Origin of the sequence: Bacillus sp. B28 (genome assembly GCF_029536185.1) — a bacterium.
Taxonomy (GTDB): domain Bacteria; phylum Bacillota; class Bacilli; order Bacillales; family Bacillaceae; genus Bacillus; species Bacillus halotolerans.
Map to the genome: position 1 here is coordinate 4,015,052 of NZ_CP120511.1, position 11,951 is coordinate 4,027,002.

Below are 11,951 nucleotides of genomic sequence, written 5' to 3' on the forward strand. Positions count from 1 at the left end.
TGATTCTCCGTTGTCTCTCTTATAGAAAAGATACCACTTTATAATAGTTCCGAGATAAGCAGAAAGCAAATGAGGGGGATTTACAATGGAACAGCAATTAAAAGACGACATTCAGCGCGTCTTCCAGCTTCAGAAAAAACAGCAAAAAGTGCTGCGCGCTTCAACAGCGGAACAGCGTAAAGAAAAGCTTCAGCGCTTTTTGGATTCCGTCATTGCACATGAAGAGGAAATCATCGAAGCGATCCGCAAAGACGTGCGGAAGCCATATCACGAGGTCAAAAAAGCGGAAATCGAAGGAACAAAAAAAGCGATCAGAGATAATATGAACAACCTGGAAAAATGGATGGCGCCTAAAGAAGTCGGTTCATCGTTAAGCTCCGAGGCAAATGGGATTCTCATGTACGAGCCAAAAGGCGTAACACTCATCCTTGGCCCGTGGAACTATCCGTTTATGCTGACAATGGCGCCGCTTGCCGCTTCTCTCGCAGCAGGAAACAGCGCGATTGTGAAGCTGTCCGATTTTACAATGAACACAAGCAACATTGCCGCAAAAGTAATTCGAGATGCTTTTGATGAAAAAGAAGTTGCGATTTTTGAAGGAGAGGTTGAGGTGGCAACCGAGCTTCTGGATCAGCCATTCGACCATATTTTCTTCACTGGAAGCACAAATGTCGGAAAAATCGTCATGACAGCGGCTGCCAAACACTTGGCATCTGTCACACTTGAGCTTGGCGGCAAGAGCCCGACAATCATTGACAATGAATACGATCTCATGGACGCAGCGAAAAAGATCGCCGTCGGCAAATTCGTAAACGCCGGCCAAACCTGCATCGCACCGGATTATATCTTCATTAAGAAAGATGTGCAGGACAAGTTCGCGGGCATTTTACAAACAATCGTCAACGCAGGATTTATGGAGGATGATCACAATCCGGACCGCAGCAAATTTACGCAGATTGTCAACGACCGCAACTTCAACCGCGTCAAAGACCTTTTCGACGACGCTATCGAGAAAGGCGCGGAAGTCGTGTTCGGCGGCGTATTTGATGCAAGCGACCGTACGATCTCGCCAACCGTTTTGAAAAACGTTACGCCAGATATGAAGATCATGCAGGAAGAAATCTTTGCACCGATCCTGCCAATGATGAACTATGAAGACATCGACGAGGTCATCGATTACGTAAATGACCGCGATAAACCGCTCGCGCTTTATGTATTCAGCCACAACCAAGACCTGATCGACAACGTCCTTCAGCATACAACATCAGGCAACGCAGCCATTAACGATGTTGTCGTTCACTTTAGTGACGTCAACCTGCCATTCGGCGGCGTAAATACAAGCGGAATCGGCTCCTACCATGGGGTATACGGATTTAAAGAGTTTTCTCATGAGAAGGGTGTATTGATTCAAGCCTCTAAATAATTGTAGTGAAGAGAATCTGCATTACCTTGCAGATTCTTTTTTAACATTCTATTCACCTAAAGATAAAAAGGTAAAATAAAGAAATGAAAAGTGATAAAATACCATTTTCACTACGAGACCAAATTCCTCTAGTATATCTCATTGAAACCGCACAGCCTCTAACGTATAATATCCCAGGAAACTTCAAAGGAGAGAATATTATACATGGAAAAGCCAGCTGGATTTTGGATTCGGGCAGTTGCCTCTATTATTGATGATTTAATTATCTATTTTTTTGCTTTTATTATGATCCAAATTAACACCTTCATTGTCCTGCCTCTCATTGATGCAGGAAGCTCCTATATGACACAAGAGCAATATAAATTTTATATCCTGATATTCGGGACGATCCCTGTTATCGCCATCATATATATCTTCGGCATTCTTTATTATAGCTTGCTGACTTCTTCAAAAATGCAAGCAACACTAGGCAAAAAACTTATGGGCATCATCGTTGTCAATCAGTATGGCGAGCGAATTTCATTTTGGCACAGCTTTGGCCGTTTTTTCGCTTACATACCATCAGGAATTTTGTATATCGGTTACATTATGGCGGCTTTCCCCTCTAAACTGGCATTACACGATTATATTTGCGGGACTAAGGTTATCTATAAAAATAAACATCTTGATTGATACCAAAAACAGGCTGCCGAGATCACCTCGCCAGCCTGTTCTGCTATTTTCTAAAAGCCATCAGCTTCGTATAACTTCCAATATAAAGTGTTCCGTCCTCAGCAAGCTGGGGAGATGACACGACGTTGCTGTCGGTTTGATAGCTCCATAATTCATTGCCGTTTCCGTCCGCCGCATAAACCTTCATATCATCCGACCCGAAATAAACCGTTCCCTTCGCGTCAATCAGCGGCGCCGTTCTGACAGGGCCGTCTGTGTAGAATGACCAGTTCATATCCCCGTTTTTGCTGATGGAAAACAGCTCGCCGCTTCCTGAACCGATATAGATGTTGCCGTTATGGTCGATCGCAGGCGATGAACTTGAGAACCCGTTGAGAGGGAATGTCCATTTTAAGCTGCCTGTTGACGTATACGCATACAGCTGTCCGTCTTGGTTGCCGGCATAAACGGTGCCATCCTTATCAATCACCGGATATCCTTTAAACGCATTTGACGTCGTTCTGGACCATTTCACCTGTCCGGTTCCGGAATTGATCGCATAAAACACGTTATTGTATGTGCCGACATACACGGTGCCGTTTGAGGCAAGCACCGGCACAGAGCTGACGACACCATTTGTTTTCAACTTCCAGCGCTCTGTCCAAGTTGATTTTGACGTCGGTTTGATCGCGTGAACATAATTATCAAGTGTTGAGAAGTACAACGTGCCGTCTGAACCGATCACCGTTTCAGAGCTTGGCCCGCCGCTTAACGGAACCGTTGTTAAAATCTCACCCGTTTCCTTGTCGATAAAATAAATCTTTTTATCATAAGATGCCAGATAGATAACACCGTTGGTTCCGAGTACAGGAGATTGTGTGAACGTTTTTCCCAGATTGCCCGTCACCCATTTGACTGAGCCGTCAGGATTAAAGGCTTTCATTTCCCCGTCTCTGGAATGAAGATATACCGTGCCGTCTCCATCAACTACTGCCCCCGCACCATTTTGCGGTGTCGTTCTAATATCGTTTTGCCATTTCAGCGTCCCGTCTGTATTGCCAGCGAATCGACTCTCGCGTGACCAGTTAAACATGGCAGGCGCCATAGCTTGTACATCATACCTTCCTGTTAAAAAGCCGGATGCTCCATTATTTTGAGAAAACACCGTTTCCGCCGCGTAAGCAGCTGCCGGCTGAAGCACTTTGGCAGCGGGCACATCAGAAACAGCGCCGGCCGAAACAGCAGCCGCCACCGCAGCTCCCGCAATCAAAGCTTTCATACGAAATGACTTGATCATCATTGAGACCCCCATTATATGTATTTTCTAATATATGATCATCATAACATATTCATCCATTTTATCATTCTGCTTCACAAAACCATCACAAACTAGAAAACTATGTAAGAGTATGCGCAGACGTTTTTTCAGCACCCGAACGAAATGCAGCCACAAACCAAATAACGTTGACAGCAGCCGCAGCGAGACTAACCCCAATCACAAAGATCACATCAGAAAACGGATGGTCACTGAAGAAACTATACATCAAGATAAACCCCGCTGAAGACAAGTGAATCAGCAGCCCAAAGCCGCAAAGCACCGCCATGACATACCTCATCGCATCTACTCCGAGCATATAAATGATTAAAGGAATAAAATATAATACAAAAATCATACCGATAGCTGACCACATGCCGACTGAATTAAATTGATTGGCCGCCCCTCCCGTTCCGGCCAGCGGCGAAAGTGAAGCCGCAGCAATCATGGCGCAGAAAAGAAAAGCAGAAATGGCTGTCATGATCGCCACGCTGTTTTTTCTAGACATCAAACTCCTCCTTCAAATAGAAATATTAACCTTTTTATTATAAGGAAGACGGGTGGAAAATTCATTATATTTTAAAAAATCCCAAAACAGATACGCAAACAATATGGTTATTACTAGTATATTTATATAGTAAAAAACAAAGGATAAAAGACTCATTTTTCAGTAATATCAGGATTTTATCACCATATCATATTGCAAAAGCTTTTTTTACAAAGTATACTGTTCCAGATTAATTCAAAGGAGAGAGAAATATACATGGAAAAACCGGCAGGATTTTGGATTCGTGTTTTAGCTTATTTGATTGACGGCATTATTGTATCTGTTCCTAGCTATATTATTCTATTTATTATCAATTCCGTATTTATCGCTGGATCCATCGCAACAGACCCATACATGACACAAGACGAATATATGGTGAAATACTTGACGCTGGCATTTTTGCCAACCATGCTGATCATGATCGTCATCAGTGTGTTATATTACGGGCTGCTTACAGCTTCTAAAATGCAAGGTACGCTCGGCAAGAAAATTCTCGGGCTGAAAGTAGTCAATGAACAAGGCGGACGCGTGTCTGTCGGGCAGGCAATCGGCCGTTACTTTGCGTACATATTATCTGGAATTATCTTTTATATCGGTTTTATCATGGTGGCATTCGGAGAGAAAAAGGGCCTTCATGACATCATTTGCCGTACACGGGTTGTATATAAATAATTGAAAACATGAAAAAGTCTAGACGTCAATTATGAGTCTAGACTTTTATTTATCTATGATTTCTTCAAGATCGGCTGCCGCTTCATATACGTAAGGCTCCTCCAAAGCCACTCAAACGGCCCCATTCGGAATGCCCGCAGCCAAAGATGGCTGATGGTCATTTGAAGGGCACATACCGCGATCGTGATCAACACGCCCGCAGCCGGATATACTTTGCCGTATAACCCCAACCCGTAATGATAGAAAATCCACGTACAAATGATTGATTGCATGAGATAGTTGGTAAATGCCATTCTCCCGACTGCGGAAAAGTATTGCAGCGGCTTAGCCAGTTTTGTCTTATGATAAAGATACACAATCGTTGTGACGTAGAAAAACATAAGAAAAGGCGCACCAACCAGCAAAAATACTTCCATTTCGGTCACACTGTACAATATATGAGCGCTGATGCCAATGACCAGCCCAGACAGCCATACTCTTTTTAACGCTTTGCGGTGCTTTTCCGGCTGATGCAGAAATCTTGATTTTGCCGCCGCGGCTCCCAGCAAAAACATACTGAAATATGGGATGGAGGCAAAAAAGAAATTCAGCGGATTATAGGTCAGCATGCCATTCATTGACATATAAACGAGCCGATCGTGGATTCGCTGTTCCGCAATGTCTTTCAGGCTGCCGTTTCCGTAAGCATGAAGCGCCTGCTTCGCTTGCTGAATGGCTGCTTGTGCCCATTCTTGTCCGTTTGCTTGATGAAAGCTTGCCAAAATGAACGGAAGAGAAAACAGGAGATACAAAGAGACTGCCCATATCAACAGTGTTTTCGGCTTTGCTTTTCTGAACAAAAGTAAAACCAAACCAAGCAGGGCGTATTCCGTTAAGATATCCCCGTCCCATATCAAAAAAGCATGTATGGTTCCAAAGATGAAGAGCGCCAATAATCTTCTGATATAAAGCGGGACAAAACGTTTTCCTTTGCTTAACGCTCTCTCCATCATCACCACCATGCCAAACCCAAATAAAAATGAAAACAGTAAAATACATTTGGTTTGAATCAAAAATTTCAATATTTCTGCTGCAGCAAAATCTGCACCAGACCACTTTTCCGTAAAAAAATTATCCTTTCCAAGCATAGACAAATACATATCCGGATAACTGAAGTGCGCCAAATTCACAAATAGGATGCCGAAAATGGCAATTCCTCTTAACACGTCAAGCACACCAATCCGCTCATTTGTCAGAGTCGGCTGTAATGAAGCCATATGGATCACGCTCCTTTTTTCTATACCTCAAGCGTATGAAAAAAAGAAACGAAGAAACATCGATTTAGGTGGCAGCGCAAAGGAAAAACCTTACAATCTCGTCACCTTCACAATAAAAAGCCAGGCTCCTCAGGAAGCCCGGCGGAGATATTATGGTTTCATGACCTTTAAATCTAATGTCTCGATATTCTGCAAGACACGGTCGAATCGCAAAGCTTGAGGCTCACTCGGGAAAATATGCCCTTCATACGGATCTCCTAACGTGCGGAAAAACGGCTCGAATAAGCCCGGAACCAATACACCCACCATTTTTGTATAGTGAGAATCCAAGCGATATGAGTGTACAGTGTTGGCAGGAACATGCAGGAAATCTCCAGGATTAAGCTGAATTTCTTCACCATCGGCCCACATCGTCATTTGTCCTTCAAGGCAATAGAAAGTTTCTGTATGATGCTCATGATAATGATCAACGATGCGATCGCCTTTAGGGCCTTCAGATGATACAACGATAAATTGCCCGTCCGTATTCTTTTGCGCAGCCACAATGCGGTGAAGCTGATCGCCCGTCAACAGGCGGTCTCCTTCTCCAGACTCAAGCACATATGGAACAACGCCAGCCGGAAGTTCTGTATTCTCCACTAGTTTTGGAGCACCGGCACGGTTTTCATCCTCCGCAAATATAATGTCCGCCGCCTCAGCCGCTTTTGCAAAACGCTCTTTTGATACCTCTTCGCTTGCGTGCGGCGGATGTTCAGCGTGATCATACGGCGTTCCAAGCACGGAATACATATGTGCGACATTCCCTTTCATTGTGTAAGACACCAGCCGTGTTCTGTGGCTCTGCATCCGATAGCTGTGCGGCGTTCCGGCCGGAATGTTCGCATAATCACCAGCTGCTAAAAGATGATGTTCTCCATCAAGCGTCAGTTCAAGCTTACCGTCCAGAACAAGAAGCCCTTCATGCGTATTTTTGTGAATATGAAGCGGAAAGGCATCTCCTTTTCCCCCAGAAAGCAGCACGATCTCGAACAAATCTCCCGTGCTCTTTCCGTTTGCCATCACTGTCGCGACCTGTCTGCCGAACAAATAGCGCTCTCCCTCTCCGCTGCGAAGCAAGTAAGGCACTTTTTCTTTGGGCAGTGAATGTTTACTTAACGTTTTCATGTTGCGTCCTCCAATTTAGACCAGTCTATATATTGTAGGTTTTTGACTAGACCGTTCTATATAATTTTAGGGGAAAGGATAACAAATTGCTACCCTTTTTTCCTCACCAATACTGGAATTTGTTCGGCAATGAGAAGAAGGGGCGTTTTGTCTTTATTCGTTAAAGAAAGCATAATTCCGCCTTCAATCATCGAATTGATCAGCATTCCCAGCTGGCTTGCTTCTTCTTCTGCAAATCCGTTTTCCATTAATTTTCTGGCGAAAACCGCTTCCCAGCTTTTAAACACCTTCATGCAAACCGTGCGCAGCGGCTCGCTGATTAACGCCGTTTCACTCGCCAGCAAGCCGACTGGAATCCCTTGAATGCTTTCCGTATTGTCAAACTGGCTGGCGGTTTTTTCAATAAAACGCTGAATCGCTTCAACAGGATCAGAGGACTCATCCATGCTTTTCTGTATCACATGTTCAACGATCTTACCCGTATATGTAACCGCTTCAATTGCTAATTCTTCTTTGCCATTCGGAAAAAAGTGATAAAGCGATCCCTTAGGAGCACCGCTTTCTTTCACAATCTGGTTTAAGCCTGTCGCGTGATATCCTTGCAGCTGGAACAGACGTGACGCTGTGTGAAGGATTTTTTCACGTGAATCTCCTCTGCTAGTCATTGAAACATTCCCTCCTAGGTATGGTAGAGCGACTTATATAATATAAAAAAGAACCATGGGATTGTCAAAAGGGGTAAGAACCTTCTGGATGGGGTAAATGTAGACAAACATGTCTAGGAGGGGATTCCCGATGACAACTGATGATACGGTCACCAATACTGAACAGCTTGAACAGCAAAGCCCGAAAAAGAAGCTCAAACTGAAAAAAGTAAAGGATCAAGTCATCGTCATTACCGGTGCTACAAGCGGAATCGGACTCGTCACCGCGAGAATGGCAGCCGAAAAAGGGGCAAAAGTCGTCGCAGCAGCCCGAAATGAAGACGCCCTTCAGGAGCTCGTTGATGAAGTAAAGAAAAAAGGGCACGAAGCCATCTATGTAAAAGCGGATGTGGGAAAAGAAGAAGACGTCAACCGCATCGCAGAAACCGCGATCAGCACATTCGGCCGCTTTGACACATGGGTTAACAACGCCGCTGTTTCGGTTTTCGGACACGCTATGGATGTTACCACCGAAGACATGAAGCGCGTGTTTGACACCAATTTCTGGGGTCCGGTCTATGGAACAAGGGCAGCCGTCAAACACTTTACAAGCAGAGGCGGTCCGGGTGCTCTCATCAATGTAGGAAGCCTGTTCGGCGACAGAGGAACCGTCATTCAATCCACCTACGCGTCTGCGAAATTCGCGCTTCACGGATGGACAGAAAGCATCCGAATGGAGCTTGAAAAAGAACAGGTACCGGTCTCGGTCACACTCATCCATCCAGGCAGAATCGACACCCCTTACAACGAACACGCCAGAAGCTACCTGGACAAACAGCCGGCTCATTACCGCTCTATGATCTACCCGCCGGAAGCTGCAGCCGAAGCCATTCTGTTTGCCGCTGAACATCCGAAACGCGACATGTACATCGGCTCGCAGGCAAAAGCCATCGCCATGCTGGGTGCACTCTTTCCCCGGCTGACCGACAGACTGATGGAAAAAATCATGTACTACAGCCAGCATGCGGAAAGGCCGTCCAAACCGCGTGAAGAAAGCGCGCTTTACCATGCGGGCTACGGCATGCATGACAGAGGGACAAATAAAGGGTGGCTTCGGTCAAGAAGCTATTATGCAAAGGCCACAAAGCGCCCGGCGGTAACTGCGGCAGTGGCTGTCGGGCTTGCTTGCGTCTGGGCTGCCGTTAAACGCACCAAATGAGACCTTCCATCATTTAATTGCACACCATAAAACCCATGCAGATGTAACATAGCGCATGGGTTTTTTGATGTTAATCGACAAAGGCCTTGTTCATACGCTGGAGAAGTTCGCCAAACATCTCTTTTTGATGTATTGACCACTCTTTCAGCATCTGTTCATCTAAGCGCATCTGCTGATCTGCCTTTAATGCTTGTTTGCCGAGTTTTGTAATGGTAAACAGACTGACTCTTCTATCGGAAGGATCGGTAAAACGATAGAGGAGCTCCTTGGCTTCTAAAGCTGCAGCTTGTCTCAAAAGCATTTGAATATGGAGAACTAGCCGTATCCATGAGTTCTGTCTCCATGACACTCTATGCGGTTCTCGGCTCATTTTTCGGACCGCTTGTCATCTGGCTGTTTCATATGTAATAAAGAAAGACTGCCCCGGAGGAGGGCAGTCTTTTTTGGGATACGAATCGGCGAAAGTAAACAGGCATTTTGGCCTGTTTATTTTAGTTCCCCTATGTCTCTTAAATATTGTTCACGCTCTTTTGTATCAGGGTATGCGGTTTTGATATATTTATCTTTTACCTCTTTGCTATATTCGCTCCAATCTCTGAAACGGTCTGAGACATCTTGGGAATAGCTTATCCCATCAACTTTATTGGACTCGTATATCAAATCTGCGGAAAAATCGAATTTCTCTGGGTTGTCATTTATATAACCATTCACTACAATTCTTCCCATCGGGTTTATATTAACTTTATCTTCAAAAGTCACAGACTTTATAAAATGATGAATATCCTCTTTTCTTAACTCTTCTTCTATTTTTGGCTTCATTTCCTCAGCGTATGCTTCTGCTTTTTCTTGTTCGCTTTTTTCTTTATTATTCATATTTTTTTTACCTCCTGTGACTTCCGATTTTTCTGGTTTATTTAGTTGATGATTAATATAAAAAGCACATGTTAGTGAGATTAATAAAACTGTCCCTACAATTAGTATTTTTTTGGTATTTATCATGGTATTTCATCCTTTTTTATTTTATTATACAAGATAGGTAAAGTTTGGGGGAATAGTGAAATGGCTATAAGAAAAAACACTTTAAAAATTAGTGATGAAGATTATAATGAAATTTCCAGTTCAGCATATAACCTTAAAAAATACCACATCGGTCAAACAATAAAAATTAGCAACGGCCAAAAGCTGTATGTTGTTGATTATAAAAAAACTGAAAAAGGTCTTAATGCCTTAACTCTTGTTAATGAAAGAGATTATACAATTTCAAACAATGGAAAAGACAAAGAAAAAATCCAAAACGCCATCATCGCATACCGCGGATCAGAACCTATCAGCACTAACCAATTAAAAGAAACGATTAAGGAAACAAATCAGCGTGGAAAAAGAGAAGAGCTCATTAAAGAACTAGAGAAAAAAGGGATCAATATTCCAGCTGAAGAAGATGGGTCTTCTTTTGACTCAGTAACAGGTTTCTCTGAATATGCAAATGAGATCATCCAAGATTGGCTTCACATGGACACTAGTTATCTAGTTGGCAAAAAGCCGTTTGATGATGGAACAGATAACCAAGCCATTCAGGCAGATCAATATGCAAAAAAAATACATAAAGACTTTAAAAATGCTGACATTCAAGTCACCGGTCACTCATTAGGCGGATCTAATGCAAGCTATGCAGTCGTGATGAATGACTTTATAGACCGCGGTGTCACCTTCGAGAATCCTAACATATATGAAAACCTGCCTAAGGATGTAAAAGCCCGGGCGTTAAAGGGAGAGTTTCGCAGCCGTTTAACAGAATATATTAATTTAAATGATGGATTATCCTTGCTGAATCGGGATGCTGCTGAAGTAGGCAAAGTAAAAGTGATGTATGACGATGCTTTGCCCAATGGTGTACAGAATAATAGCCTCCCTGATGAAGTGAAAATGCTGGGTCTTGGACTGAAACATTATGGCAATCAATCTCTTGATATCACACTATTTGCTGAAGCCTTAATGGGAAGTCACGGCTTGGATCGATACAGCTTCCATTCAGATGGCTCTGCCCAAACTGTGGATGATGTTTTAAAGAACAACCCTGACTTTGCATTAGCGATGCTAAACCAAATGAAATCAACGAATGTGAAGGCCAATACAGGTGTTTCGATTCTTATCAAATCACATGTATTAATGAATACAAGTACTCAGTTGAAACATATTGCCGAAACGGAATGGTCAAAAATGATACGCCAGATTGAAAGAATTGATGACAAAGTAAAGGATTCAATTGAGGATGTCAGGAATATGCATACACGAATGGTTGGTTTTGGCGCCTATGACGAATTATCAGTTTCCGATGTCGATGATCTGATCAATCAGATCAAGATGAACAAACCGCACCACCTTTTTTACTCAAAAGAAAAATATGATCAGGCAGTAGATGCAGCGCTCAATCTGCAACACTTTCTGCAGATGATTGCAGATGATCTCGGACATATGGGACATGCGTATCATGATGCAGATCTGGCAGCGGCCAGTCGAATGGGGATTTCATAAGGAGAGAAAGAAACATGGATTTTATGAATAAGAAACCAACAGATGCTGACCGTTTTATGCAAAAAATGACGAGTCAGCATTCAAGCACTTCAATTTTTTCAAATGCTGATGTAAATACCTCTGAAATGACACCTGAACAATTGGCGGCGTTTAAAGAGAAGAAGCGACAAGAACAAAAATTGGCGTTGATGCATTCAATCAAAAAACAATTAAGCTATGCATTTCACGAAGACCGTAAGAATTTGTCTTCGATCCTTGAAAACATTACAGATGCCGAGCAGGCTATAAAGACAAAACGAGAAATCCTTAACCATCATATGTCTGGAAAAGCAATAGATAGTGTCACTGATAAAATGAAAGATCACCTTTCATTTGATAAAGTTTATTCTGATGTTTCGAGTGTAATCAATTCCATTGGCTTATAAGGTAGAGAGTCAATATAGCTTAAAATAAAGAAGATATCATCTCCGACGAAGCGGCGCAGCGAGAACGAATCACGAATGAAACTGTGCGTCTGGAAAACGATCA

12 protein-coding genes and 2 pseudogenes are annotated in these 11,951 nt (G+C 43.2%); 7 read left to right on the plus strand and 7 right to left on the minus strand.

What is annotated here, in order from left to right; all coding sequences use genetic code 11:
* Window positions 1-85: 85 nt before the first annotated feature.
* Together P3L57_RS20005 and P3L57_RS20010 are read left to right on the plus strand one after the other, a co-directional pair.
* Window positions 86-1,423, plus strand: a complete 1,338-nt coding sequence (locus P3L57_RS20005) for an aldehyde dehydrogenase family protein (RefSeq protein WP_059335292.1) — start codon at window positions 86-88, stop codon at window positions 1,421-1,423.
* Between the two features lie 204 nt (window positions 1,424-1,627).
* The gene (locus tag P3L57_RS20010; protein WP_059335293.1) at window positions 1,628-2,095 is read left to right on the plus strand and encodes an RDD family protein; all 468 of its coding nucleotides are present in this window, start codon (window positions 1,628-1,630) and stop codon (window positions 2,093-2,095) included.
* A gap of 43 nt (window positions 2,096-2,138) precedes the next feature.
* Here the strand turns inward: P3L57_RS20010 and P3L57_RS20015 are convergent, their stop codons facing one another.
* Window positions 2,139-3,371: an outer membrane protein assembly factor BamB family protein gene (locus P3L57_RS20015; RefSeq protein ID WP_069486671.1), complete on the minus strand. Its 1,233-nt coding sequence runs from the start codon at window positions 3,369-3,371 to the stop codon at window positions 2,139-2,141.
* Window positions 3,372-3,471: 100 nt separating this feature from the next.
* Window positions 3,472-3,897 (minus strand): DUF5391 family protein, encoded by a 426-nt coding sequence (locus P3L57_RS20020; protein WP_069486670.1) that lies wholly within the window; start codon window positions 3,895-3,897, stop codon window positions 3,472-3,474.
* Between the two features lie 255 nt (window positions 3,898-4,152).
* Between P3L57_RS20020 and P3L57_RS20025 the strand changes: the two genes are divergently transcribed.
* Entirely contained in the window at window positions 4,153-4,608 is a 456-nt protein-coding gene (locus tag P3L57_RS20025) for an RDD family protein (protein ID WP_044160124.1), read from the plus strand.
* Window positions 4,609-4,661: 53 nt separating this feature from the next.
* Here the strand turns inward: P3L57_RS20025 and P3L57_RS20030 are convergent, their stop codons facing one another.
* The 3 genes from P3L57_RS20030 to yxaF form a co-directional block, all read right to left on the minus strand.
* The gene (locus P3L57_RS20030) at window positions 4,662-5,864 is read right to left on the minus strand and encodes a DUF418 domain-containing protein (RefSeq protein ID WP_059335295.1); all 1,203 of its coding nucleotides are present in this window, start codon (window positions 5,862-5,864) and stop codon (window positions 4,662-4,664) included.
* Window positions 5,865-6,014: 150 nt separating this feature from the next.
* Window positions 6,015-7,028: a quercetin 2,3-dioxygenase gene (locus P3L57_RS20035; RefSeq protein ID WP_069486669.1), complete on the minus strand. Its 1,014-nt coding sequence runs from the start codon at window positions 7,026-7,028 to the stop codon at window positions 6,015-6,017.
* Window positions 7,029-7,117: 89 nt separating this feature from the next.
* On the minus strand, window positions 7,118-7,693 hold the full coding sequence (gene yxaF, locus P3L57_RS20040; RefSeq protein WP_059292158.1) for a transcriptional regulator YxaF: 576 nt from the start codon (window positions 7,691-7,693) through the stop codon (window positions 7,118-7,120).
* Window positions 7,694-7,823: 130 nt separating this feature from the next.
* Between yxaF and P3L57_RS20045 the strand changes: the two genes are divergently transcribed.
* Window positions 7,824-8,891, plus strand: a complete 1,068-nt coding sequence (locus P3L57_RS20045; protein WP_069486668.1) for an SDR family oxidoreductase — start codon at window positions 7,824-7,826, stop codon at window positions 8,889-8,891.
* A gap of 70 nt (window positions 8,892-8,961) precedes the next feature.
* Here P3L57_RS20045 and P3L57_RS20050 read toward each other — a convergent pair.
* Window positions 8,962-9,204 (minus strand): annotated as a pseudogene (locus P3L57_RS20050) (MarR family winged helix-turn-helix transcriptional regulator); the annotation flags it as partial.
* On the opposite strand from P3L57_RS20050, the pseudogene P3L57_RS20055 reads away from it, so the two are divergent.
* Window positions 9,183-9,299, plus strand: a pseudogene (locus P3L57_RS20055) (LrgB family protein); the annotation flags it as partial. The pseudogenes P3L57_RS20050 and P3L57_RS20055 overlap by 22 nt on opposite strands.
* Before the next feature lie 78 nt (window positions 9,300-9,377).
* Here P3L57_RS20055 and P3L57_RS20060 read toward each other — a convergent pair.
* Entirely contained in the window at window positions 9,378-9,890 is a 513-nt protein-coding gene (locus P3L57_RS20060) for a DUF1433 domain-containing protein (protein ID WP_069486667.1), read from the minus strand.
* Between the two features lie 60 nt (window positions 9,891-9,950).
* Here P3L57_RS20060 and P3L57_RS20065 point away from each other — a divergent pair, with 60 nt between their 5' ends.
* Together P3L57_RS20065 and P3L57_RS20070 are read left to right on the plus strand one after the other, a co-directional pair.
* Complete coding sequence (locus P3L57_RS20065) at window positions 9,951-11,423, plus strand: DUF2974 domain-containing protein (protein ID WP_069486666.1); 1,473 nt, start codon at window positions 9,951-9,953, stop codon at window positions 11,421-11,423.
* Between the two features lie 14 nt (window positions 11,424-11,437).
* The gene (locus tag P3L57_RS20070; protein ID WP_059335300.1) at window positions 11,438-11,848 is read left to right on the plus strand and encodes a hypothetical protein; all 411 of its coding nucleotides are present in this window, start codon (window positions 11,438-11,440) and stop codon (window positions 11,846-11,848) included.
* Window positions 11,849-11,951: the final 103 nt, after the last annotated feature.

What these genes read in the sequence shown, in the direction of transcription:
- P3L57_RS20020 (WP_069486670.1), bottom strand. Translation starts at nt 3,897, where the DNA reads ATGTCTAGAAAAAACAGCGTGGCGATCATGACAGCCATTTCTGCTTTT.
- P3L57_RS20015 (WP_069486671.1), bottom strand. Translation starts at nt 3,371, where the DNA reads ATGATCAAGTCATTTCGTATGAAAGCTTTGATTGCGGGAGCTGCGGTG.
- P3L57_RS20010 (WP_059335293.1), top strand. Translation starts at nt 1,628, where the DNA reads ATGGAAAAGCCAGCTGGATTTTGGATTCGGGCAGTTGCCTCTATTATT.
- P3L57_RS20060 (WP_069486667.1), bottom strand. Translation starts at nt 9,890, where the DNA reads ATGATAAATACCAAAAAAATACTAATTGTAGGGACAGTTTTATTAATC.
- P3L57_RS20005 (WP_059335292.1), top strand. Translation starts at nt 86, where the DNA reads ATGGAACAGCAATTAAAAGACGACATTCAGCGCGTCTTCCAGCTTCAG.
- yxaF (WP_059292158.1), bottom strand. Translation starts at nt 7,693, where the DNA reads ATGACTAGCAGAGGAGATTCACGTGAAAAAATCCTTCACACAGCGTCA.
- P3L57_RS20035 (WP_069486669.1), bottom strand. Translation starts at nt 7,028, where the DNA reads ATGAAAACGTTAAGTAAACATTCACTGCCCAAAGAAAAAGTGCCTTAC.
- P3L57_RS20065 (WP_069486666.1), top strand. Translation starts at nt 9,951, where the DNA reads ATGGCTATAAGAAAAAACACTTTAAAAATTAGTGATGAAGATTATAAT.
- P3L57_RS20030 (WP_059335295.1), bottom strand. Translation starts at nt 5,864, where the DNA reads ATGGCTTCATTACAGCCGACTCTGACAAATGAGCGGATTGGTGTGCTT.
- P3L57_RS20045 (WP_069486668.1), top strand. Translation starts at nt 7,824, where the DNA reads ATGACAACTGATGATACGGTCACCAATACTGAACAGCTTGAACAGCAA.
- P3L57_RS20070 (WP_059335300.1), top strand. Translation starts at nt 11,438, where the DNA reads ATGGATTTTATGAATAAGAAACCAACAGATGCTGACCGTTTTATGCAA.
- P3L57_RS20025 (WP_044160124.1), top strand. Translation starts at nt 4,153, where the DNA reads ATGGAAAAACCGGCAGGATTTTGGATTCGTGTTTTAGCTTATTTGATT.